We start from the raw sequence: 25011 nt of genomic DNA on the forward strand, positions 1-25011 counted from the left end.
CACTATTTGGGGCATTTTTTATTACAAAGTATAGTTCAAATTAAGACTCAATCGGTATTTCGCCTCTACTCTTTCACTAGCCAAATTTTGATTGATAGGCAACATCGCATTAGCACCAAAAGAGAATTTGTCTTTACCTATTTCAAAGCCCAACTTACTAAATATAATATCTCCTGAAGATTTTCGCACTCTTTGATTGTATTGGTAATTACTGTCATATACTTCGCCGGCGAAACCCAATTGCGGTGCCAAGGACACTTTCTTTATTTTATGCAAATAGAACAATGTTCCAGCATAGTTGAGTTGGTTTCCAAAACGGTAGTCTTTTTGATTTTCGGTTTTAATCGTGTAGTTTACTTGTGCATTTAGACCTAAATTCTTTCTCTTGATGATGTATTCAGTTGCTAAAAGATAATCCCAACTACCGGTTCCAACTTGAAAACTCGGATTAACTAAACCTGCGTTGGCTTGATCGAATTTACCCGTTGGCGCTTTAATTCCGCCGCCAACTTGTAGCGAATGCGTTAAAATCGTACTGTCTTTTTTAGTTTCATACAACTTGTACATTGCCAAAACCGTAAGGTCGCCCATACCATTTATGCTTTGACTTCCTGATTGGGTATCGCGATTGTGAAAATGATACGGAATTAAAGCCGAAATTTGTATTTTTTTGGATACTGGAATTCGTGACCAAATCTGAATCGTGTTGAAATCTTCAGTATACCAAGGTGAGTTGGTGTACAATCCATCAGTGCTTCGGTATCGTTGATTAAAATACCGAATTCCTATAAAGTCTGAATTTAGCATCGAGGCAAAACCCATACTGCCGCCACTTGCCGAGCAACCACAGGCGTCGCAATCGTCAAAAAAAGATGCCTCATCAAAAAAAGTGTACTGTTCTTTGAAACTAAATTTAGGCACAGAATCTTTTACAGTAGCATTTGCCAACTGAAAAGCAATTGTAAAAAGTAAAATGTATTTTTTCATTTATTATTTATTCAGAAAATCGAGTATCGTTTAAGAACTGATTATCGGTTAATGTTTTTAAGAACGCAATGATTTTAGCTTTTTCAGAACTCGTTAATGGAATCCCAAGTGCTCCCGAATTGTTTAGACTTGCGTCTAATGAAGGCGAATTTACAACGCCATTGGAATAATGGTTTAAAACATCATTCAGAGTTGAAAAGCGTCCGTCGTGCATATAGGGCGCCGTAACTTCTACATTTCTCAATGTAGGTGTTTTAAATTTACCCAAATCAGATGAATTATTGGTAACTCGAAATCTACCTTGCAACATTCCTTCAAATGAAGTGTCAGAAAAATCACTATCCAAACCATTATTGTGGTACAAATTATCCGTAAACAAAGGCGATTTATGACATGAAAAACAAAATTGTTCAGCCAAATCTAATCCATCAAGTTCCTCTTCGGTCATTGTTCCATCCGATTCGTTTCTGATGAATTTATCGTATTTGGAATTGGATGAAATTAAAGTTCTTTGAAATTGAGCCAAAGCTTTAACAATACCCGATTGAGTCACTTCTTGTTTAAACGCTTTTTCAAACATCGAAACGTACGTGGGATTCGATTTTAATTCTTGAACTAATTGATTCAAGTTTTGAAACATTTCGTCGGGATGTGCCAATGGTGCAAAAGCTTGAGATTCTAGATTAGTAGAACCACCATCCCAAAAAAGTCCATTATTTGCCCAAGCTAAATTTACCAATGTTGGAGAATTTCTATGCAAAGTGTTGCCCGATATTCCTAAATTAGAAAAGGCTAAACCATCTGTAAAACCTTTCTGCGGCAAATGGCAACTTGCACAAGAAACCGTATTATTTCCTGACAAGGTGGTGTCAAAAAACAACTTTTTGCCTAGTGCAATTCCGTCTCTAGACAGTGGATTAGTCTGACTATCAACAAAAGGAGGGAAATTATCAGGAACACGTACTGAAGGTTGTAGTTCCTGATAATCATCTGTACCAGAACAACTTATTTGAACAAAAGTCAGTGCGACTACTAGTCCTGTAATAAAAATTTTGTACTGGTTATTTTTCATTACTCAACAGTTTTTTGAGTAAAAACTTTATCTCTAAAATTATTAGCTACAGAAGACATTACCGTTGGTGTTGAAGCAGAAACCGTTGGTGTTGCAACTAAATCAATACCATCAATAATTTTAGCAACATCAACATTCAAACTGAGTGCATTTGCCTGATTTGCTTTTACTTCGAATGGTGTTGCCAATGTAATTTCAACTGTTCTGTAATTAGCATTCAAACCCGTTTCAACAACAATAGCTTGATTGTTTGCTGTATTTTTACCAACTAATGAAGAGAAAATATAACTTGTATGCCACATCCACGAAATGTTAGTCATCCCGTTAAGTTGTGAAAGTTCGCCAGCTTGAAGACTTAAATTATCATTATATAAAGCATCAACACCAACTGAAAAGCGAATCTTAGTGTAGGTTCCTGTTGGCAAACCAGCAACATTAATTGTTTCTCTCTTTTTTGCAGGATAGGTAAAATCACCTTCTTGAACTGCAACTGCTTTAGTCTCCTCTAAAAGAAAATAACTATTGTTTAGAGGTGTAGTTTCGTTGTTGTCGTTTACCAACTCAATATTACTAACCCAATATCTCAAATTATCAAATTGATAGGTTGCATCATTGATTGTGAAAGGAGTATCCAAAGCAAAATCTGAAGCACCAACTCTCGCATCAAAAGTAATTGAAGCATTATTAGAAACTAAATTATTAGAAGTTGTATCATCATCATTCGAGCATGAGAAAAATACAGTTGAAGATAAAATTAGTAGAGCTATGTTTTTGATTGTTTTCATTTTATGTTAAATTTAATTTTGTTATTATTCTGAAAATTTTGGATTATTTAAAAAATCCTCGTCTGTTAATGTTTTTAAAAAGGCAATAATTTTTGTTTTTTCTTGTTCCGTAAGCGGAATTCCTGTTGTAGTTCCTTGTTTTAGTATAGGATCTAATGTTGGCATATCTACTACTTGAGCGTCATAATGGTCTAAAACGGCTTCTAGTGTAAACAATCTACCGTCGTGCATGTACGGCTTGGTTTTAGCAATATTTCTTAAACTAGGCACTTTAAACTTGTACTTATCCGTTTCAGAATTGGTTACATTAAACCTACCTTTATCGTTTATTGCTGGATTGGGTTGCAATCCGTTATTTCTAAAAGAATTATCGGTAAACAAATCGGTTGCATGACATGAAGCACATTTTTGATTGAACAATTGATATCCATCAAGTTCCTCATTGGTTAAAGTTCCACCGCTTTCATTTCGTCTGAATTTATCAAATTTAGAATTGGCCGAAACCATAGTAACCATAAATTGACCTAATGCTTTAAGCAGGTGTTCGGTATCTATGGGTTTGTTTGGGAAAGCACGTTCAAACATTTTTCGATACTTGGCATCGCTATTTAGCATTTGAACTATTGAATTCAAACTTCCATTCATTTCGATTGGACTGCTAATTGGAATGAGCGATAGTGCATTTAAATCATCTGTTGCACCATCCCACATAAAATTATTTTGGAATGCCATATTTTGAACTGCAGGCGCATTTCTAGTTCCAATACTTTCACCAACACCATGACTAAAGGTATGTCCATGATGTGTAAAAGCATCTTTTTGAATGTGACAAAATCCACAAGAAATTATTCCATCACTCGATAAACGTCCTTCGTAAAAAAGCTCTTTTCCTAAAGCTATTCCTGCTTCTGTAAGCGGATAACCATCAAGGTTGTACATGACATCAGGAAAATTGGAAGGTTTTACAAATGCAACCGGAATTTCTTGGTATTGATCATCACTATTGTTACATGAAATGAACAGAAAACCTATGACAAAACTGAAAAAAAACAATTTGAATATGTTTTTCATTTTTGAAATTTTAGTCATTGTGTACGTGATCTACTGCGAACATGTTACTTAGATTTTGCGTCATAAGTGACATTTTTACACCACCATGAATCGAAGCACCTTCAGATAAATTGATTTTATTAGTTCCGTCTAAAATATGAGACAAATCGGCCATAATATGAACTTGAGGTAAGTTAGTTCCTCTTACCAAAGCGTTTCCTCCTTCTTCAAATGAAAGCGTAACCTCAGTATAATTATAGTTATCCGCAGCACGACCAGTGTGTGCCTGAAATTGCGCTGCAGTTGTATTTGATGGTGTAGTAAAAGTACCTTCAAAATTTACATATTTGTAGCCTGCGGTCCATCCCCATTCCATTTCAGCTGCTTGTGCTTCGGCCCAAAAATTAGCTTGAGCATCAACACCTTGCTCCCATTTTGCTTGGTCCACTCCAATTCCGAACTTTATTGCTTTATAATCTCCTACCGGTATGTTACTCAATAAAAGTTCAGTACTTTCTGGATTAGATTCATCTACAATAAAATAGCTGTCATTTTTTGGGTAAACGAAAGTTGTACCATCACTTTTAGTTAAAACAATATTACTAATGATGTATTTTGCAGTTGAGACTTTGATTTTTTCACCATTTGAGTTGGTATACTCTGTGTTGAACGCTAAATTGGCTCCGTTATATATGTTGTCAAATTCTACTACAAGATTACCATTTGATTGCGAGGTATCGTCATCACTTGAACATGACGTGAATACAATAGTTATAGCTAGAACAGCTACTATTTTTTTTAATTGAAATTTCATTATTTTATAATTATTTATTTAAAGTATATAAAAATTGTGCTTGAAAAAGATTTTTTTCAAACAAGTTGGCACATAAATGGCCTATCATTTCAAAAAATTGAAACAATAATAAAATAGTACTTTAAGCAATAATTGCGGGTGGATGAAATTCTGAAGAGGTATTTAAATACTGATATAAATCAGTGTAGTGCGTTGTGATTTTTGGTCGAAAAACACTAACTACTTTATTGAAACTAGGGTATTCAATTTCTTGACAATACAATACTTCAATTTGTTTTACCTCGATTTTTTTATCCGAAAGCGGTTTTTGAGCATCGGTATCAGTAGCTTTGGCCAACTCACTCATAAGGTAACATTTTCCGTTACAGGCTAAAACTGGCTGTTCTTTATTGACACAGAGCTCTTTTGCAATATAATCATAATTAACAACGTATTCTACCAATGGAAAAAATGGTTTGGTAAGAATAAAAAGTGCTAGTATGACAATTGCTTTTTTCACGTTGCAAAGGTACTCGACAAAAATAGATTCGCCAAACTTTTGTTAAACAATTAAACCATTTACACGTGTTAAAGTCTTATGAATGTAACAATTTTTAAAAACATATAAAATGAAAAAAGTATTTTTAGTAGCCCTAATGTTAATTGGAATCACAACATTTGCTCAAGAGAAACCCGGAAGAAAACCACGACCAGAAAGAGAAAAACTAACAGCTGAACAAAAAGTAGAAAAACAAGTTGAGCATTTGAAAACTGACTTAAATTTGAATGAAAAACAAACTGCCGAAGTAAAAGCATTAGTTTCAAAACAAGTTGCAAAAAGAGAAGCGAAAAAAGCAGAAATGGATGCTCAAAAAGAAAAAAATAGAGCTGAAATGAAAGCTAAAATGCTAGAAGAGCAAAATGCTACAAAAGCAGAAATGAAAAAAATTCTTACAGCAGAGCAATATACTAAGTGGGAAGCTGGACGAGCAGATAAGAAAGAAAAAGTGATTGAGAGAATGAAAGACAGAAAGAAAAAACGTTAAAAGTAAAAGATAATGCCTATTTTTTTTGAGTATTAAGTTATTTTTTCTATTTTTGAGTTCTATTAAACTTTAATAACAACTGAAGAAAATGAAAAAATTATTACTTATTCTTACTTTAATATGTGCGTTTTCGATAACAGCAAGTGCTCAAGATAAAAAAGTAAAACCACAAGATGCTGCAAAAGCAGACGCTACTGAATTAGCTGATTTAGTTGGTTTAAACGCTACTCAAACTCAAGATTTTTACAATTTATTTGAAATGAAATATCAATATAAGGAAGTAGAAAACTTATCTGATGAAAGAAAGCAAATTCTTACTCAAACGATGGAAGCTAAAATAAGAGCTACATTGAATGAAAAACAAATGGCTACATTAGAATCTAAGCCACAGCTTTTTGAAAGATTAATTAAGTAATTATTTTTATCTTAAATAAAAAAAAGTCCCGAAAATTTCGGGACTTTTTTTGTGATTAAAATTCTTTAGAAACTTTATCAATTGCATTAATTGTAAAGTCAAGATCTTCGTAGGTTAACGCATCGGTAATGAACCAAGATTCATATGCTGATGGTGCAATATAGACACCTTCTTTAAGCAGGCCATGAAAGAATTTTTTGAATGTTTCGTTATCGCCATTTTTTGCTGTTGCAAAATCAACTACAGGATTTTCATCAAAATGCACTGATATCATTGACCCAACTCTATTAATAGTAAACGTTACATTATTAGCGCTTAACACTTTATGAATTCCGTTTTCAAGGTACTCTGTTTTTTCGGCAAGTCTTTTAAAAACCGCTGCATCATTATTCAAAGCTGTTAGCATAGTTAAACCAGCTTCCATCGCCAACGGATTTCCAGATAGTGTTCCTGCTTGATATACTGGACCAAGTGGTGCCAGGTAATTCATTATTTCGTTCCGAGCTGCAAATGCGCCAACTGGCAAACCGCCACCTATAACTTTTCCGAAGCAAACTATATCAGCTTTGATGTTGTATAATTCTTGCACACCACCTTTAGCAAGACGAAATCCTGTCATTACTTCATCGAAAATTAACAATGTACCGTGCTCTGAACAAAGTGACCTTAAACCTTCTAAAAAACCACTTTTTGGAGGGATACAACCCATATTTCCAGCTACAGGCTCAACTATTAAAGCTGCAATTTGACCTTGATTGGCTTCAAACAAAGCTTTTACATTTTCTAAATCGTTATAAGTAGCCAATAAAGTATCTTTAGCAGTGCCTTCCGTCACACCAGGACTATTTGGCGCACCAAAAGTAATCGCACCGCTTCCGGCCTGAATTAGAAAAGAATCAGAGTGTCCGTGGTAGCAACCAGCAAACTTTATTATTTTGTCTCTATTAGTAAATCCTCTAGCCAATCTAATTGCGCTCATACAAGCCTCGGTTCCAGAATTTACAAATCGGATTTTATCGATATTTGGAACCATAGAAACTGCAAGAGCAGCAATCTTGGTTTCTAATTCGGTAGGCATACCAAACGAAGTTCCTTTTTTAGCTCTTTCGGTTATGGCATCAATTACAGGTTGGTATGCGTGCCCAAGAATCATTGGTCCCCATGAATTTATATAGTCGATTAATTGATTTCCATCCTCATCGATTAAATAGGCACCTTTGGCACTTTTTACAAATATTGGAGTACCACCAACAGCTTTGAAAGCCCTTACTGGCGAATTGACACCTCCTGGAATTACTTTTTCTGCTTCAGCAAAAAGCTGACTACTTCTTTGATATAGCATGATTCTTTTTAGTTTAAAATTAAGTTCTGACCAATTGAAATACCGGTATCAGAAATGTTATTTATTTTCTTTAATTCTTCAATTGAAATGTTGTATTTTTTTGAAAGCGAATACAGCGTATCTCCTTTCACCACTTGATGGGTTTTAGTACCACTAGTAGCACTATTATTAACGCCATTGCCTTTCGTTTCCACATAGGCAGTACCCAAAACCTCAGCGTCGTACTTTTGTAAATTATATCTTTCAATGAGACTGATTAATTTTGCTGGATAATTTGGGTCGGTAGCATAACCTGCAGCTTTCAAGCCTTTTGCCCAAGATTTATAATCGTTTTTAGCAAGTTTAAACAAACTAGAATACCTAGTTCTGCTGGTCAAAAACATGGAATGATCACGATAGGATTCTTCAGGATTTGTATATTTTCTAAAACATTCTTGTTCGGTATCGTCGTCGTATTTTACGCTCGGACCGTTCCATTCTAAATGGCATTTGATTCCGAAATGATTGTTTGCTTGTTCGCTTAATGGACCTGTTCCTGCACCCGATTCGAGAATTCCTTGCCCTAATGTTATACTAGCTGGAATTCCGTAGGCTACCATATCTTGTTTGGCAATATCTTTATAGGTATCAATGTAATTTAAGACCAGTTCGGTTGTTACCTTCACACGAGTAGTTGCTTCTAATATTTCTGTTTTTTGAGTAGCATCGGTTTGTTTGGTGTTGCTTTCTGTTTTTACAACTGGCTTGTTCACTGGTTTTTTAACCACTCTTGCAACTGGTTTTGATGTTGTAATGACAGGTTTCGAACTTCCGCACGCTACAAGTAGTAGGATAGTAAAGCAAAGTACTATTTTCTTAATCATTGATTTTGATAATTGGTATTTTTTTGTTCTTTAATTTTAGATTCATACCTGCAACACCTTGGATTCCTCCAGTGTGAATGAGTAGTATTTTAGCATTATCTGGAAAATAATTCTTATTTATTAAATCGATAACGCCAAAAACCATCTTTCCAGTATAAATTGGATCGAGAGGAATTTTATATTGCGCATAGAATTTATTAATAAATTCTATTAACTCTATAGAAACTTTAGCATATCCACCAAAATGGTAATCCAAAATTAATTCCCAATTTTTATTTTTGACAAATTTACAAATATCTTTTTGCAAAAAATCACCTTTTAAAGCAGGAAATCCTAGAATTTTTTGATCCAGTGCTGCACCGTTTATCAATCCTGAAATCGTACCACCAGTTCCAACCGCTACAGCTACATAATCGTACTCTAATTCTTTTTCACCGATAACTTCAACACAACCTTTTACTGCTAATTCATTTGTACCACCTTCAGGAATTAGGTAGAAATCGCCGTATTTTTGTGTCAACTCCTCTAAAAAAAAACTGGTATCTTTTACTCTGTATTGTTCTCTTGAAATGAATTCCAATTGCATACCACATTCTTGAGCAAACTTCAGCGTAGGATTTTCATCAATCTTTGAACCTAACTCTTCACCTCTAATAATTCCAATTGTCTTAAAGTTATTTTCTTTTCCTGCATATGCTGTAGCAGCAATATGATTGGAAAAAGCACCACCAAAAGTTAGTATAGTATTTTTGTTGCGCTTGCGTGCTTCAATCAAATTATATTTTAACTTTCTAAATTTATTTCCCGATACCAATGGATGAATAAGGTCTTCACGTTTGATAAACAAACGCACATTAGTATTCTCTAACTGTATTTCCTCGGTGATAACTTGCAAAAATGAATTTTTATCAAAGGTAACATTCTCTAACAACATTTCATAAAAAAAGGCACGACTAGCGTACCTTTTTAACTACTGTTTATAAGTATTATTTTGAGTTACCTACAATAATTTTTTGAGATAACGTTTGATTATTTGTAGTCTGTAATTTCACCACATACACACCATCACTTAAAGATCCTGTTGGGAATTCATAAACACTTTTAGCTCCCAAACCAGATTTGTTCATGATCATTTTTCCAGAAATATCGTAAACTACAACTGACTTAACATCTAACACATTAGGATTGGAGATTGAAAGTAGCTGGTTGTTGTTATTCTGTACTACAATAAAGTCGTTCTTGGTAATTGTTGGAGTTGATAATAACGAATTTTGAAATGTAACTTCAAAGCGATTAGCATAAGTTCCTGCAGGAAGTGTAATCTCGAAAGTATTGTTTAAAATATCATGATACAATCCGGTTGCTCCATCATATAAAAAAACCTCATTAGAACCAGTAAAATTAATTAGTGCTCCAACTTTAACTTTTAGCAAGTCTTGTGCGTCTGCTTTTAATGTAACAGGAATTCTTTTAGTAATATCAAAAGGTAATGTTGATATTACATAAGGAGTATTATTTAAAGGAAAAAAGATGTCTTTACCTAGTGCGCCACCTACTTGTAAGGCATCCATCGACAAATCATATCCGTCAGTTGTATTTGGATTAAAAGCCAAGGTAATTTCTTTGGTAAACGTTTCATTAAATGTAGTGTGCAATTTAATTTGTGGCACTTCACCTCTTGAGAATTGCGTATAGTCAATACCCGCAGCATTTGGAATTTCATCCCAATTTTCTGAAACTGTATTTACAGTCTGAGTAGCGCTATTTTTATTAAATGTAGATTCGTTAGCAACAGATTCCGTTCTGTAAACTCTATAACGGTTTCTCATTACAGCATTACCAACCGCAGTTCCTTGCACCATAAAACCTTGCCCTACAGGACTAAACATTCTTGAATACACAGAACCTAATCCAGCTGCTGGGTTGTTAACCGACCCATCACCGTTGTAGGTTTTCCAAGTTGCCACATTATAAGTACCGACACTTGCAGCTGTCAATCCATTTGGCACATAACTACCGTAACCTCCTAAATATTGCGTAAGGTTGTGTGAAGTTGCAGGTTTTTCATGCTCCCAAAAATAAGCTGTACCATTTATAACACCACCAGAAGGCAAACCAGGATTTGCAACAGTTCCTGACGGATAATTAATGACATAACCACTATTTTCAAGTAAAAACAAATTTAAGTTTATTGCAGACGGGTAAGGATTACCGGTTAGGGTATTGTTAGTCACCAATGGTACCGTTGTAGCACCAACGTTACTCACGCTAATAGAAATATCACCATCATTAGGACGTCCTCTAAAATCGTAACGCTGTCCGCTTGGAACTCCAGGAAATGGTGGTATTGTTGTGCTTGGAACGTAAGGATTATTCTGTGCCACCTCGCCTGCTGTTGTAGTATCACTACCTGAAGTACCTTTCATTGAAAAACCTAAACCTGTAGGAATAGGATGAGCTGTTGCTGAACCCGAATTGATCCAAGAAGTATAGGTTGTTCCGTTAGGATATCTGTTAATCCAATACGGTGCAATAGATAACGTTCCTGCGCCTGAAACACCATTGTAGTTGTTCATTGGCAATATTACGGCTGCTGTACTTGCTGATGGTGATGTAGGAACTGCTAGCATATCGACACCAAAACCAGTATTTCCAACAGTAGCATCTGGAAAACCTACTGGCGAACACCAGTAATTATAACCGAATTGATTGGAAGTACCTTCTTGAAATATAGAAATTTTTCCCAATCCTGCATTTGTAGAAGATCCTGTTTTTCCTTGAACCAGTTGCGCTTCGTTTCTTAATAATATCTTTCCTTCAGTTCCAGCAGTAACGCTAGCCGTAGTTCCTTCCAAATTGATATTATCTTGTGTATAAAGCACTGTACTCTTGACAAAAACAGTACTTCCATCTTTTACAAATAACTGTGCAACGCTTAGTTGAGCAGATAATACCGCGATTAAAGAGAGTATAATTTTTTTCATAATTTGGGAATTTATAACAAAATAACAAATTAAACTATTGAAAACCAACAGAAAAACAGAATAATCGATAAAATGCATACTTTATCGGATTTTTATTCTATTCAACGAGTTTATTTTTCTAACTATATCGCACTATGTACTTTTATTTCAGAAATTTAACCAAATTATGAAAAAGATTACTTATTCCCTATTATTATTGTTAACTTCCTTATCATTTGCTCAAGTTGGGATTGGAAATGTTGATCCTAAAACCACTCTTGATGTAAATGGAGCTATTTCATTAAGAGACGGTGTAGCTTTAAATTTAAATAATGGAAACAACAACAATGTTTCACTTGGAGCCACTCCTAATTCATTTTATAGAATTACGGGACCAACAGCAAATTTTAATCTGTCAGGCATTGTTCCAGCAACTAATTCTAATGGACAAATTGTTACAATTGAAAACACTACAGCACAAAATTTCAGTATAATTCACGATGCTTCAAGTACTGCCGCAAATAGAATATATTGTCCTGGCGCAACAAACTTGAATCTATCTGGTCAATTTTCGACAGTTACCCTCTCGTACAATTCCACACAATTAAGATGGATAGTTATTGGTAGTACAGACAATCCGTATGGAAAAAACATCCAATCAGTAACTGGTAACTCGAACACCAACGCAACAACTAATGCTTTTCAGGACATGGCAGACATGTCAATTACTTTTACTCCTAAGCACAATGTTGTCTACCTTAATTTTAGTGCTTCAGGAGATATGCAAACATCATCTAGAGGAAGTTATGTAGAATTTAGGATTGTAAATGTTACCGCTGGAACTAATTTAGCAGGCACAGTATCATTAGGAACAGATCATGATGATATAGTTGGTACCGCAACAGCATGGAATGCACAATTTGTAATGTATCCTGTAACAGTAACCGCAGGAACTCCTACAACCCTAAAAATACAATGGCTTAGAGATGGGATAACACCAGGAAATGCTAGAAATCAAGTAGCAGGTAGTCCTGATTTTTCTCATAGAAATTTAACCATTTTTGATTAATAACTTACAATTAATACCTTTTGAATTTAAATTAAAAAAAAAATAATAGTAACAACAAATTATAATTTTTACTCGAACTCAAAAATCAAAATAGTTACAAACAAAAAAAAACTCTCAACAAATGTTGAGAGTTTTTTTATATCCAAAATCAAGACTTATTCGTTTGGTCTAATCTTCGGCTTGCGTAAAAACTTCATGATTACTGGGAATGTAGTAAACACTACAATTCCGATGATGATGAATTCAATGTAATGTTTTAGATCGATATTGAATTGGTTTAAAAACAATTCATACAAGTAATGTCCTGCGAAAATCAACGTAAACGACCATAGTATAGAACCTACGACGTTGTAAAACATAAACTTCTTTTTATCCATTTCTACAATACCAGCAATAACAGGCGCAAACGTTCTTAAAACTGGTAAAAACCTAGCAAAAACAATCGCTTTGGTTCCGTATTTATCAAAGAATTCTTTGGATTGGTACAAATATTTCTTCTTGAAGAAAAATGTATCTTCTTTTTTAAACAAATAGCTACCGCTTTTTACTCCAACCCAATACCCGAGCATGTTGCCTACAATTCCCATAATGGTTACGAAAGCAGACAATAATGTAACATTTAAAAAATCATTTCCTAAATTGAATTCTGTCATTAGTGATTGGCTGTATATTCCGCATAGAAAAAGCAAACTATCACCAGGAAGAAAGAAACCAGCCAACAAGCCCGTCTCGGCAAATATTATAAAAAGTACTACGTACAATCCAATCTTAACACCAGCGAATTCAAGAAGTATATAAAATTCTGGATTAAAAAGTTGTTTCCAGTCGAAATCAGACATAAAGTATGTATTAGGGTTTAATTTAAGTGCGTGAAAATAACATTTATTTATCGATTTTGATGACAAAAATATGTTATAAAATAAAAAACTCTTTAAAAATTACTTCTTAAAGAGTTTCTCGCTTTATTTTCTTTCGTACAAACAACAGCTGTGCAGGTTTTTATACACCTCATCGGTTGCTTTAACTTCGTCGGTGTCGTGACCTACTTTTGCAATTGCTTTTTTTACATCTAAAGCAGATGTTTTTTCTTCATTTAAAATTAAATGCAACGTATGATCGTCGATATGCCAATCGGCACTTTTGACTCCAGCCACCGAATAAGCCGCTTTCTCAATACGCTTTTTACATTGATCACAATTGCCGTTTACTTCAATATTGTATTTTGCGTTTTTATTTTTTTTCTCTTGTGCTTGTACGGTAAATGATACTAAAAGCACCATCAAACCAATTATTATATTTTTCATTTTATGTGTTTCAAATTATTATTTTATTTTAAATCGCAATCCGGCATAATACATTTGCCCAAAAACTGGAGCATAAACAATAGATGTATCAAAATTTGGACCAAACGGATTGTCTGAGCCCAAAACCGCTTTATTCTGACGGTAGTTCCCAATATTTTCACCTCCAAGATACATTTCGAAAGTACTTGAAAACGTTCGGGTAATCTGCGCATTCATAACTGCAAATGACGGTGAAAAATTTGGCAATCGATCGGCTTCTGGGTTGGTTGCTGTTGTAGGCAATTGTTGTTTACCGAGCCAGTTTACTGTATAATCAAACTTCCATTGTTTGCCTTTCTCCTTGATGTGTGTTTCGTATTCTAAATTTCCAAACAAGCGGTGTTTTGCCTGTAACGGACGCTGAAAATTTCCCGACAAATAATCGGTTCCAATGTCGTAATATTTATAGGCTGTCCGTAAATTGAAATGTTTGATTAGTTCAATATTAAAATCCAATTGTACGCTGTTGGCAAAAGAGTTTCCTTTTAAATCATAAAACAAAACCTGTTGCGGACTTTGCATCACGTCTACGACAGCTTGGTTTTGAAAATCGGTTCTGTAGAAATCTACAGTTGCGTCGGCAGATTTTCCAAATAATTTAAAATTTTGAGTGAAACTCATTCCATAATTCCATGCTATTTCTGGATTTAAGCCATAAATCTTTCCGTTGGCATCCAATACATTGAAACCTCTTAAACTAGCAAAAAGCTGTTGATTTTCGGCAAAAATATTGGCAGCACGTTTTCCTCTTCCAGCTGAAAAACGCAACACTCCTTTTTCCCATGGATTGTATCTGGCATGCAATCTTGGCGTTACAAATGCACCTAATCTGTTGTGGTAATCCAATCGTCCACCAAGAATTAAACTAAATTTATCGTTATTATCGTAAGTATATTCAAAAAAAGCACCAACCGAATTATCAATTCTACTCACATCAAATGTGTTTACAAATTCGGAGTATTTATCGTAGGTAAAATTCAATCCTGTAGCAAACTTATTCTTAGTATTATCGATAATCGAATTGAAAATTACATTAGAATAATAACTCTGTTGCTTTATATTATAGGAATTCAAACCAAAATACGATTGTTGGTTGTGGTTACTAAACGCATTTTGAAATCCGATACTTTGGTAAGGCATGTCTTTGAAAACATAGCCAATTTTGGAAGCAAAATCAAAGCGCTCGGTGTTGATTTCTGAACCCCAAAAATTGGTAGTTCCTTTATCTCTGTTTTTATCAAAATCAATTTCGCCTGTTTGTTTTTCATCATTCATGTATCTGAAATTGATGAAAGAAACCCAGCCTGTTTCAGGATTTGTATACTGCCAGCGGTTTACTAAATTTAGCTGTTTGCCTAATGGATTATCAAGAAATCCGTCGTCGTTCATGTCGTTTTTAGAAACCCTAGTATTGCCATGAACGTATAAACTTGTTGCCCATTTATCGGAAATTTTTTTGTTGAAATGTGTGTTTAATTCGAATCTAGAATCGGTCGAACCGTATGCATTTAAGAAAAACGGAATGTCTTTCATGGGTTTGATTAACTCGGTATTAATTTGACCCGAAATACTTTCATAGCCGTTAACTACACTTCCTGCACCTTTTGTAATTTGGATACTTTCAACCCAAGTTCCCGGAGTAAAAGACAATCCGTAGGCTTGTGATGCACCACGAACAGATGGAATGTTTTCTTCGGTAATCATTAAATACGGGCTAGTTAAACCCAACATTTTTATTTGTTTGGTTCCCGTTAAGGCATCAGAGAAATTAACGTCGATAGACGGATTGGTTTCGAAACTTTCGGCCAAATTACAGCAAGCCGCTTTGAGCAATTCTTTGCTAGAAACAACTGTAGTATTTGTTGTTTTAGTGAGTGATTTTTGTAATCCTTTTTTCTTGGTTTCTACTTTTACTTCTTCTAATTTCTCTTGAGAAAAAGCACCTATGGAGAAAACCAACCATAGGAATACTATAGTTTTTTTCATTGTACGTTGATTTGATTTTTAAAATTTTGAAGATTAAAATTTAAAAATAAAATCAGGCGTAAAAAGTTAGTTGGCAATAAAGTTGATATAAAGGTGGCGCATTGGCATCACAATAAAAAACTAAATTTTGTGGATGATGTAATGGAGCACTATAAGAAGCAAAAGAAGCACTTACTTGTGGAATATAAAATAGTGAATCTAAATCGAAAGAAATACTTTTTATAGTTATTTTCTCTGCCTTACTTTTAAGATTAACTTCTTTGTCAGAACAACATTTTTTATGCGTTTGTTGTGGTTTGGCACAGCATGATTTTTCAACTGGTTCAACTGGCATCACACAAATTTCTTCATCAGAAAAAACAGAAGAAATCGATGCAATCTTACCTTCGCAATAATGCACATTGAAAGCCAATCCCGAATTGGAAACCAACAGGAAAAAGGCGATTAACAAACATATTTGCTTTTTAACTTGCATGAGGCAAAGATATTAGAAAAGAATTTATGATTTCATAAAATGTTGTTATTTAATAATTTTCTTTTGATAATAAAAGGCAGGAATAAAAACCAATAAAAACAGCGGTTGAATAATAAATCGACGAATGTAAAAAAGTGCCATCTTATTTTCTTCACCAAAAAAATGCAACGTAAACACAAAACTTATTAAAAGAACTGAACCTAAAATAATAAACAATAGAGTCGAGAATTTTACTATTTTGAAATCTTTAAAAATCACATAGATTATGGCTAGAGAAAGCATCGAATTAAGATAATATCGAAACCCCAAACTTAAAAACAGCATTATCTGATTCATTTCTGGAAGCTTGTTATTGCTAAATTCACCTTTAAAGAAATCCAACAAAGGATCGTAAAACAAGCTATCTTCGAATGCTCTAATCAAGATTAGCAACAAAACCAAAACGGTTACAACAACAACTCTAACTTTGTTTTTTAGTAGTACTTTTAGCATAAAAAGAATATTTATTAACCCAGACAATCCATAATAAAAAGACAATTCCGTAAATAAAAAGTGGAAAAATCACGCCGTGCAATACTTCTTTATATTTAGGATAATGATATATTGAAATACTTAACAGTACAATTCTAAGAATATTTGAAACATGAATAATCAGTGATCCAATTAGAACAAAAAGCACTGTTTGCTTAAATTTTCCGGTAAATGCTACTACAAAACTTATAAATAAAATGATTACACTTACAGCGTTACAACCTTCAACAATGCGGGCAACCCATAAATTATTATAATATAAATTAACACAAGACTCTTTCAAGTTAGGCCTAGTATAGGAATCAGCATTAAACCACGTCAATATATAACTTGACTGTTTAGCAACTGATTCAGTAATGCCATCAACTTCAAATTTCTTTTCGTCAAATTCCGATAAATAACTTTGATAGGCAAAAGTCAGTACTAGATAGGCAATAAAGAACTTACCTAGAAAAAGTAAAAACGGCTTGTATTCTAATAAGTATTTTTTCAAACTAAAATTTTTAACAAATTTATATAAAACTAAGAAAATGCAATCATTACTTTTGCATAAAAATTACAATAATGAACTTTGATACTTTAAAGCCAGAAGTTACTGCTATTTTATCTGAAGAAAACGCTTCACGAGACGAAAAACTTAAAAATTTATGCCAATTTCTATCCGATAGTGTAAGTTATTACAACTGGGTAGGTTTTTATTTTGCCAATCACGAAGCCAAAACGTTGCATCTTGGTCCCTACGTTGGTGCAGAAACTGACCATACCGTGATACCATTTGGTAAAGGAATATGCGGACAAGTAGCAGAATCGAATAAAAATTTTGTTGTTCCCGATGTTGCAGCGCAAGATAATTATATTGCATGTAGTTTCACGGTTAAGTCGGAAATTGTGGTACCGTTATTTGTAAATGGAGAAAACATTGGACAAATCGATATTGATTCTCATGTTATCGATCCGTTTACCGAAGCTGACGAACGTTTCTTGGAATTTGTAAATCAAGAAGTTGCAAAACTTTTTTAAAAAAAATTTACAATTCATAATTGCTTCGCCAATTCTCAAAATAAATTAAATTTATTTTGCTCGGGTCGCAATTATTTTTACCTTTGCACACGAATTAGGAAAACCTTAATTCATACATAATAATCATTTAAAATAATATTAGCATGTACTTAACTAAAGAAGTTAAAACAGACATCTTCGCTAAACACGGAGGAAAAGCAGAAAACACTGGTTCTACAGAAGGACAAGTAGCTTTATTTACATTCAGAATTGCACACTTAACTGAGCACTTGAAAAGAAATCGTCATGATTACAATACAGAGCGTTCATTAGTACTTTTGGTAGGAAAAAGAAGAAGTCTTCTTGATTACTTGAAAAAGAAAGATGTTGTAAAATATCGTGAGCTTATCAAGGAATTAGGTATTAGAAAATAATACAATATTAAGAGGCGCTTTTGCGCCTCTTTTTTTTAGCTTTTATATTAAAAAAGTTTGGTTTTTCATTGGAATACAACAACTACAATCCGACTTACTATCGGGACACAAAACAACACAACGCTGCTGACAGGCAGAAAACCAATGTAAAATTAAATTAGGAAATTTATGATTCCACAATTATTTGTAGAAAGCATCGATTTAGGTGATGGCAGAAGCATCACAATCGAGACAGGTCGTTTGGCCAAACAAGCCGACGGTTCTGTAGTAGTAAGAATTGGTAACACTGTAATCTTAGGAACAGTAGTATCATCAAGAAAAGCAAGTCCAGGTATCGACTTTTTACCGTTAACGGTAGATTACAGAGAAAAATTTGCAGCAGCAGGTCGTTTCCCTGGTGGTTTCTTCAAAAGAGAAGCACGTCCAAGTGACAGCGAAGTATTAACAATGAGATTAGTTGACCGTGTTTTGCGTCCGCTTTTCCCATCAGATTATCATGCAGAAGTTCAAGTTATGATTCAGTTGATGTCTCATGATGAAAACGTTATGCCAGATGCATTAGCAGGTTTAGCAGCTTCGGCAGCACTTGCATTGTCTGACATTCCTTTTGAAACTTTGATTTCTGAAGCTAGAGTTGGAAGAATTGACGGTAAATTCGTTATCAATCCATCTCGTGCACAATTAGAATTGTCGGATATCGATATGATGATTGGAGCTTCGACTGATTCTATCGCAATGGTAGAAGGTGAAATGAAAGAAATTTCAGAAGCAGAAATGGTAGAAGCAATTAAATTTGCGCACGAACATATTAAAGTACAAATTGCTGCTCAAGAAAGATTGGCGCAAGCATTTGGAAAAAAAGAAGTTCGTACTTACGAAGGAGAAAAATCTGACGAAGCTATTTACGCTAAAGTAAAAGCTGCAGCTTATGATAAAATTTACGCAATTGCTAGCAAAGGTTCGGCTAAACATGAACGTTCGGCTGCATTTGACGCTGTAAAAGAAGAAGTAAAAGCATTATTTACTGAAGAAGAATTGGCAGAAAACGGAGATTTAGTTTCTAAATACTTCTACAAAACCAATAAAGAAGCAGTTCGTAACGTAACTTTAGATTTAGGAACTCGTTTAGACGGTAGAAAAACTACAGAAATTCGTCCAATTTGGAGTGAAGTAAATTATTTACCATCAGTTCACGGTTCAGCATTATTTACACGTGGAGAAACTCAAGCTTTGGCTACAGCAACTTTAGGAACTTCTAGAGAAGCTAACCAAATTGATTCACCATCTGAACAAGGAGAAGAAAAATTCTATTTACATTATAACTTCCCACCATTTTCAACAGGAGAAGCTCGTCCGTTGAGAGGAACTTCAAGAAGAGAAGTTGGTCACGGAAACTTGGCACAACGTGCTTTGAAAAATATGATTCCTGCTGATTGTCCTTATACAATCCGTGTAGTTTCTGAAGTATTAGAATCTAACGGTTCGTCTTCAATGGCTACCGTTTGTGCTGGAACATTATCATTAATGGATGCTGGTATTCAAATGATTCGTCCAGTTTCTGGAATCGCGATGGGATTGATTACAGACGGAGAACGTTTTGCTGTTTTATCTGATATTTTAGGTGATGAAGATCATTTAGGAGATATGGATTTCAAGGTAACTGGAACTTCTGAAGGAATTACGGCTTGTCAAATGGACATCAAAATTGACGGATTGAAATATGAAATCATGGAACAAGCATTAGCTCAAGCTCGTGATGGACGTTTACATATCTTAGGGAAATTGATGGAAACTCTTGACAAACCAAATGCTGACGTTAAAGTTCATGCTCCAAAAATTATCATGAGAACTATTCCTGGTAACTTCATTGGTGCCTTAATCGGACCAGGTGGAAAAGTGATTCAAGAATTACAAAAAGCTACTGGAACAACAATCGTTATCAACGAAGTTGACGAGCAAGGTGTTGTTGAAATTCTTGGAACTGATCCAGACGGAATTGCAGCAGTATTGGCAAAAATTGACTCTATCATTTTCAAACCAGCAATGGGCGAAGCTTATGAAGTGAAAGTAATTAAAATGTTAGATTTTGGTGCCGTTGTAGAATATACCTCAGCTCCAGGAAACGAAGTTTTATTACACGTATCTGAATTGGCTTGGGAACGAACAGAAAATGTTACTGATGTTGTAAATATGGGTGACGTATTTATGGTGAAATATTTAGGAGTTGATCCTAAAACTAGAAAAGAAAAAGTTTCTAGAAAAGCACTTTTACCAAGACCTTCTAGAGAAGAAAATAAAATTACTCCAAAAGCGGAATAATTAATTTCAAATCATAAAAAAACCCCAATTCATTTAGTTGAATTGGGGTTTTGCTTTTATAATCGATACCTTTATACTTATTAAATAAAATTTTATGAAAGTAATCGTTGAAATTAAATCGATTTATTCTATTGATGAAATACCAAATTATTGGACCAATGAGGATTATATAGCCTTGCTAGATGCATTTGGTTTTGACGACGGAAAATCTGTCAAACCCGAGAATTTACAAGAAATGTTATTCATGGCAATTGGAGATTTTGAACCCAATGAAGCTGCGCAGATTGTATTAAACTATAAATTGAGTGATGATTTAAATGTAGGTCAAATTGAACAAATCTCTAATGAAATGTTAATCGATAAAGTATGTGAAGAATATCCTGAAATTCATTTGCACAAGCATTTATTTTCTATAAATCAATTGCTTTATAAGGCATTTAACGGAACATTTCCGAATGCAAAAGCGAGTTTGATACAATTTTCAGTTTCAGATAATGATTCAGTAATTTTATTAAAATCCGATGTTTTAAAAGCATTCAATAATGGCTTGAACGACATCAATCTTATCCGAAGATTATTTGATACACCAATGACAACGGATGCTGATTTTCCAGATGCAGAAAGTATTGTTTGGGAATTAAGTTCGTCAGACAACCTAAATTTTGAATTAATTACCTCCGAATATTGGCTGGATAGAGAATCCTTTTTAGAAACTTCTTTTGAAGGAGAAATTTTAAAATCTGAATAATAGACTAAAACTTTTTATACAAAAATACCCCAAATCATTTATTTGATTCGGGGTTTTTTACTTTTATGTATTTAAATACTTACATTTGAATTGACCTAAACCAAAACTATGGAATTCATCATTTTCATTTTAGTAATTTGCATCTTTTTACTTTTCAATAATTTCTTTCAGTTAAAAAAGGAAACCACTTTTATTAAATCGATAGTACAGCGTTACAACGAAGAAAGTGCGGTACTAAAAAAAGAACTTGACGATTTAAAGAAGCTTCTTCAAGAAAAATCAATTCCAATCGAAACTGTAATTACACCGATTGAAGAGGTAAAGCCCGAAGAAATCATCCTACCAACCGAAGTCATTGCACCAATTGAAGAAATTCAAAAACCTTACTTTACTTCATTTAAAGAATCCATTATAGAGGAAAACCCTAGCATTCCTGTAGGTGAATCTTTGGAACAAGACACTATCAAAAAAGAGGAACAACCTGTTTTGAGTTACGAATCAACATCAAATCCTGTTGCGTTACCAACAAAACCCGTTGAAGAAAAAGTATTTGAAGAAAGTGCTTTTTCAGTCTTTATTAAAAAAGCCGAAAAACAATTTGCCGAAAACTGGACTGGGATTTTAGGAACCGCCATCATGGTTCTCGGAATTGGTTATTTAAGCATTTACACAGCCTTAAAAGTAGCACCACTATTTAGAGTATTAATTTTGTGGTTGTATGCAGCATTATTAATAGGATCATTTGAGTTTTTAAAGAAAAAAGAAAAATGGAATTCAACCGGACTTTGGCTCCGAAGTGCAGGCGCAAGTTTGTTTTTATTTGGTTGTTTTGGCGCTTCGCAAATAAAAGGATTGTCGTTTATCGCTAGTCCAATTTTAGGGTATGCCTTAATAGGAATTGGTATTGCACTGAATTTATTTATTGGCTACATCATCAAAAAACAAACGTTTTTATCGCTTCATACGGTTTTAAGTTTGCTCATTCTTTGTGTAATTCCAGAGAAACTTTTAATCACCTTTATTCTGGCTGCAATTACAAGTACAATAGGTATCATTTTATCGTATAAAGAAAAATGGGAATACCATTTACTAACCGTTATTGCGTCGTTTTTAATCTTTGATATTTGGTTCAACTATAATGGACACACCTTGTCCAAAACCGAAAATATTTTTGCTATTTTAGGAATAGTTTTCGTGTTTGCAAGTTGCTTACTTATGCAATACCGAAGCGTTTACGAAAACACAACCTTTGTCAAACCCGCATTTTTTACTCATTTAACCAATTGGGTTTTGTTTGCAATTGGATTAATACTACATTCAACAGGAAGTCATTTTAAAACAATTATTTTGTTCATCGCAGCAATAGTGTGTTTCTTTATCGCACTGAAAGCTCGAAAAAAGAAAATCATTTGGTTGTATCATCTGGACGGAATGGTTTCATTTATCTTGTGCGCGTTAAGCATCATTTTACTCAACGATTGGAATATTGGCATCGACATAATTGCTTGCGTTTTGTATGTACTAACACTGCTTTGCTTATTTGTGGTATTCAAAGAGAAGGAAGTGTTGTTACATAAAATTTTTCTAATAATTAACCATATTCTTGGTTTTGGATTGTTGCTTTTTTCAGCTGCATTACTTTCTAATTCATTAGATGGTTCTAAAATAACAAGCTCGCTACTTAGTTTTATTGCACTATCAATAATCTCTTTATCGGTTCCTATTTATACGGCAATTAAAAAGGAATTTTCTTCTATTGATGCTTTTTTTGGCTCATCTACTTTAAGTTTGAACGGAGTTTTATCTATTTTCTTTTCAGTACTTCTACTCTTTGTATGTGATGAAAAAATTGGCACTACTTTTTATTATGTTGTGCTTGTACTAGCATTGCTGTACTGTTTTTTACGCAAACAATTTGAAGCCAAAGTTTTTGAAATAGGAAGACTTACTTTTTTAATCCTCTCCATTGTGCTTGGATTAATATTGATCAAAATTCAAGAAAAGTCTTATTTAGATTTTACGTTTACCATAGGATTATTTGCTATTTTAATTTTCAATTGGACTTTAAAAAGGTGTTTTTCTAACGAATTCATCATAAGATTTCTATCAATTATTGCGACTAATGCTACTTTTTTGGTGTTGATTTACAAATATTTAGCACCTTATCCTATCTTACAAATTGCAAGTCTATTTGCAGTTGCCTTACTAAATCATGAATTTTTATGGATAAGTTTCAAAAGAAAATGGCTTACCACTGATAATGAAACAGTACTCTACTTTCTTTATTATATATTCATCATTTTTGGAAATTTACTTTTTATCTTTAAGTCATTCGAGTTTTCAACCACCGAAATTGGTTTGTTATGCCTAGGAATTTCAATACTTGAAGGTTACGCTTTATTTGCAAAAAGAATCCAAAACAAAACCAACGAAACCCTAACTGGCTGGACCAATTTCAATATATTAAATGGTGAATTTATACTTTATAATTGCCTCTTCTTCGCCTTTAGTTGCTTACAAATTGATTACGTTACCGTGTTTTTATCAGGATTAGCATTTGCAACTTTTACCGCATATGCTGCCTTTACCGAATTTAAAAATTACAAGTTGTATTCGTTTTTGTTTTTAATTGGATGGAGTGTGCTTTCGCTATTTTTAGCAATAAAAAATGTTGATTTAATTGACAAAACTACTTTATATCTAACTCAAACCATAAGTTTTATAATCTCAATTTTATACCTCTACATATTTATAAACGATAAAAAAGAGAAGCAAAATAGTACAGCAATGGCTCTTCCTTACGTTCTAAATATTTGGGTAATTATGTTACTATTTATTCAAGTACAACTTAGTTATTTACCGCTTGTTTACATGCTTCTTGCACTTACAAATTTTGGAATTTACGTATCCAAAAAAATCAATCTAAATGCGCAGTTTCCGGTTTCTATTAGCGGCGTTGCTATTTTAATTTCGGTATTTTATTCCTTTGATACTTTAAATAGCTTTGCAGTTTTAGATTGGATTGTACAACTATCAAGTGTTGCAATTGCAATTGTTTTATTTTATTTTTTAAGTAAAAAGGAAGAAAATGTAGTGCAAAAAGAACATTTTCAAATTGTGCTCAACGTTTGGATTTCTATAATAATGTTTTCACAATTACCTCATAAATGGCTGCCGCTTTATTGGTCGTTGTCCGCCATTTTAAACGTATTTCTGTACCGCAAAAAAATTAGCACTCAAAAAAATACAAGTATTGTGTACTATTTATTAGCAAATATACATTTAGGATTTTTAAGCTTTATGTATTATGAAACGCAGTATTTACCAATCTATCTTTCCATTTTTACAGCTTTAGCAGTTTATATTTATTTAGCATCTAAATGGTTAGAAGATTTTAAACTTAAAAATAGCATTTTAATTTATCCAGCAACGCTAAGTATTGGATGCTTTTTATATTTAACTTTCGACAAAGGCATACTTACATTCTTCTGGATTTTAGAAGCATTAGGTTTGCTAATCTTAGGAATTGCCTTGAAAGAAAAATACTTTAGATACGTATCATTATCACTTGTAGGCTTGTGTGTCGTTCGATTGTTATTCTTTGATTTATCCAATTCTAACTTTTTAATAAGAGCTTTAGTTTTACTTGGTGTAGGTGTAATTTTGATAATTATGAATAGTTTATTTAAGAAATATAAAGACCGATTTGATTAATCGCAAGTGTTAAAGTTTAAATTTTTAACAGTATAAATTTATTATTCTGCCATATTTTCCTACTTTTATAAAAAATA

The 25011-nt window shown here is 33.5% G+C and carries 24 protein-coding genes; 8 read left to right on the plus strand and 16 right to left on the minus strand.

Going from position 1 to position 25011, the window contains the following annotated elements:
* Positions 1 to 21 precede the first annotated feature (21 nt).
* From ACZ098_RS04600 to ACZ098_RS04625, 6 genes are all read right to left on the minus strand, one after another.
* Positions 22 to 987 carry a transporter gene (locus ACZ098_RS04600; RefSeq protein WP_487310565.1) on the minus strand — a complete coding sequence of 322 codons (966 nt, stop codon included), beginning with the start codon at positions 985 to 987 and terminating at the stop codon, positions 22 to 24.
* Positions 988 to 994: 7 nt separating this feature from the next.
* Complete coding sequence (locus tag ACZ098_RS04605; protein WP_487310566.1) at positions 995 to 2059, minus strand: cytochrome-c peroxidase; 1065 nt, start codon at positions 2057 to 2059, stop codon at positions 995 to 997.
* On the minus strand, positions 2059 to 2844 hold the full coding sequence (locus ACZ098_RS04610; RefSeq protein ID WP_487310567.1) for an MbnP family protein: 786 nt from the start codon (positions 2842 to 2844) through the stop codon (positions 2059 to 2061). The genes ACZ098_RS04605 and ACZ098_RS04610 overlap by 1 nt, the downstream gene beginning before the upstream one ends.
* A 24-nt stretch (positions 2845 to 2868) precedes the next feature.
* Positions 2869 to 3915 carry a cytochrome-c peroxidase gene (locus ACZ098_RS04615; protein WP_487310568.1) on the minus strand — a complete coding sequence of 349 codons (1047 nt, stop codon included), beginning with the start codon at positions 3913 to 3915 and terminating at the stop codon, positions 2869 to 2871.
* A 10-nt stretch (positions 3916 to 3925) separates the two neighbouring features.
* Positions 3926 to 4708, minus strand: coding sequence for an MbnP family protein (locus ACZ098_RS04620; protein ID WP_487310569.1), 783 nt, complete (start codon positions 4706 to 4708; stop codon positions 3926 to 3928).
* A gap of 121 nt (positions 4709 to 4829) precedes the next feature.
* Positions 4830 to 5207: a hypothetical protein gene (locus tag ACZ098_RS04625; protein ID WP_487310570.1), complete on the minus strand. Its 378-nt coding sequence runs from the start codon at positions 5205 to 5207 to the stop codon at positions 4830 to 4832.
* A gap of 109 nt (positions 5208 to 5316) precedes the next feature.
* On the opposite strand from ACZ098_RS04625, the gene ACZ098_RS04630 reads away from it, so the two are divergent.
* Together ACZ098_RS04630 and ACZ098_RS04635 are read left to right on the plus strand one after the other, a co-directional pair.
* Positions 5317 to 5733, plus strand: coding sequence for a DUF4890 domain-containing protein (locus ACZ098_RS04630; RefSeq protein ID WP_487310571.1), 417 nt, complete (start codon positions 5317 to 5319; stop codon positions 5731 to 5733).
* Positions 5734 to 5821: 88 nt separating this feature from the next.
* Positions 5822 to 6148 carry a hypothetical protein gene (locus ACZ098_RS04635; RefSeq protein WP_487310572.1) on the plus strand — a complete coding sequence of 109 codons (327 nt, stop codon included), beginning with the start codon at positions 5822 to 5824 and terminating at the stop codon, positions 6146 to 6148.
* Between the two features lie 55 nt (positions 6149 to 6203).
* On the opposite strand, the gene hemL is transcribed toward ACZ098_RS04635, so the two are convergent.
* From hemL to ACZ098_RS04655, 4 genes are read right to left on the minus strand one after another with little or no spacing between them, the layout of a single operon-like run.
* The gene (gene hemL / locus ACZ098_RS04640) at positions 6204 to 7490 is read right to left on the minus strand and encodes a glutamate-1-semialdehyde 2,1-aminomutase (RefSeq protein ID WP_487310573.1); all 1287 of its coding nucleotides are present in this window, start codon (positions 7488 to 7490) and stop codon (positions 6204 to 6206) included.
* An 8-nt stretch (positions 7491 to 7498) separates the two neighbouring features.
* The gene (locus ACZ098_RS04645) at positions 7499 to 8353 is read right to left on the minus strand and encodes a glucosaminidase domain-containing protein (protein WP_487310574.1); all 855 of its coding nucleotides are present in this window, start codon (positions 8351 to 8353) and stop codon (positions 7499 to 7501) included.
* The gene (locus ACZ098_RS04650; RefSeq protein WP_487310575.1) at positions 8346 to 9287 is read right to left on the minus strand and encodes a 1-aminocyclopropane-1-carboxylate deaminase/D-cysteine desulfhydrase; all 942 of its coding nucleotides are present in this window, start codon (positions 9285 to 9287) and stop codon (positions 8346 to 8348) included. Before ACZ098_RS04650 ends, ACZ098_RS04645 begins: the two co-directional genes overlap by 8 nt.
* Before the next feature lie 52 nt (positions 9288 to 9339).
* Positions 9340 to 11337, minus strand: a complete 1998-nt coding sequence (locus ACZ098_RS04655; protein WP_487310576.1) for a T9SS type A sorting domain-containing protein — start codon at positions 11335 to 11337, stop codon at positions 9340 to 9342.
* 166 nt (positions 11338 to 11503) lie between these two features.
* On the opposite strand from ACZ098_RS04655, the gene ACZ098_RS04660 reads away from it, so the two are divergent.
* Positions 11504 to 12385, plus strand: coding sequence for a hypothetical protein (locus ACZ098_RS04660; RefSeq protein ID WP_487310577.1), 882 nt, complete (start codon positions 11504 to 11506; stop codon positions 12383 to 12385).
* A 155-nt stretch (positions 12386 to 12540) separates the two neighbouring features.
* On the opposite strand, the gene ACZ098_RS04665 is transcribed toward ACZ098_RS04660, so the two are convergent.
* The 6 genes from ACZ098_RS04665 to xrtF all read right to left on the minus strand — a co-directional run bounded on the left by ACZ098_RS04665 (position 12541) and on the right by xrtF (position 17213).
* A complete protein-coding gene (locus ACZ098_RS04665) occupies positions 12541 to 13224 on the minus strand; it encodes a DedA family protein (protein WP_487310578.1) in 684 nt (227 codons plus the stop codon).
* 123 nt (positions 13225 to 13347) lie between these two features.
* Positions 13348 to 13689, minus strand: a complete 342-nt coding sequence (locus tag ACZ098_RS04670; protein WP_487310579.1) for a heavy-metal-associated domain-containing protein — start codon at positions 13687 to 13689, stop codon at positions 13348 to 13350.
* An 18-nt stretch (positions 13690 to 13707) separates the two neighbouring features.
* Positions 13708 to 15714 (minus strand): TonB-dependent receptor plug domain-containing protein, encoded by a 2007-nt coding sequence (locus tag ACZ098_RS04675; RefSeq protein WP_487310580.1) that lies wholly within the window; start codon positions 15712 to 15714, stop codon positions 13708 to 13710.
* A 52-nt stretch (positions 15715 to 15766) separates the two neighbouring features.
* The gene (locus ACZ098_RS04680) at positions 15767 to 16189 is read right to left on the minus strand and encodes an HYC_CC_PP family protein (RefSeq protein ID WP_487310581.1); all 423 of its coding nucleotides are present in this window, start codon (positions 16187 to 16189) and stop codon (positions 15767 to 15769) included.
* Between the two features lie 45 nt (positions 16190 to 16234).
* Positions 16235 to 16681 carry an exosortase F system-associated membrane protein gene (locus ACZ098_RS04685; RefSeq protein WP_487310582.1) on the minus strand — a complete coding sequence of 149 codons (447 nt, stop codon included), beginning with the start codon at positions 16679 to 16681 and terminating at the stop codon, positions 16235 to 16237.
* Positions 16650 to 17213, minus strand: a complete 564-nt coding sequence (gene xrtF, locus ACZ098_RS04690) for an exosortase family protein XrtF (RefSeq protein ID WP_487310583.1) — start codon at positions 17211 to 17213, stop codon at positions 16650 to 16652. The genes ACZ098_RS04685 and xrtF overlap by 32 nt, the downstream gene beginning before the upstream one ends.
* Positions 17214 to 17284: 71 nt before the next feature.
* Between xrtF and ACZ098_RS04695 the strand changes: the two genes are divergently transcribed.
* The 5 genes from ACZ098_RS04695 (at position 17285) to ACZ098_RS04715 (ending at position 24934) form a co-directional block, all read left to right on the plus strand.
* Complete coding sequence (locus ACZ098_RS04695; RefSeq protein ID WP_487310584.1) at positions 17285 to 17740, plus strand: GAF domain-containing protein; 456 nt, start codon at positions 17285 to 17287, stop codon at positions 17738 to 17740.
* A 143-nt stretch (positions 17741 to 17883) separates the two neighbouring features.
* On the plus strand, positions 17884 to 18153 hold the full coding sequence (gene rpsO, locus ACZ098_RS04700) for a 30S ribosomal protein S15 (protein WP_487310585.1): 270 nt from the start codon (positions 17884 to 17886) through the stop codon (positions 18151 to 18153).
* Between the two features lie 168 nt (positions 18154 to 18321).
* Entirely contained in the window at positions 18322 to 20472 is a 2151-nt protein-coding gene (locus ACZ098_RS04705) for a polyribonucleotide nucleotidyltransferase (RefSeq protein ID WP_487310586.1), read from the plus strand.
* 94 nt (positions 20473 to 20566) lie between these two features.
* The gene (locus tag ACZ098_RS04710) at positions 20567 to 21220 is read left to right on the plus strand and encodes a hypothetical protein (RefSeq protein WP_487310587.1); all 654 of its coding nucleotides are present in this window, start codon (positions 20567 to 20569) and stop codon (positions 21218 to 21220) included.
* A gap of 108 nt (positions 21221 to 21328) precedes the next feature.
* Positions 21329 to 24934 (plus strand): hypothetical protein, encoded by a 3606-nt coding sequence (locus tag ACZ098_RS04715; RefSeq protein ID WP_487310588.1) that lies wholly within the window; start codon positions 21329 to 21331, stop codon positions 24932 to 24934.
* Positions 24935 to 25011: the final 77 nt, after the last annotated feature.

It is taken from the genome of Flavobacterium sp. SP2 (assembly GCF_057626655.1).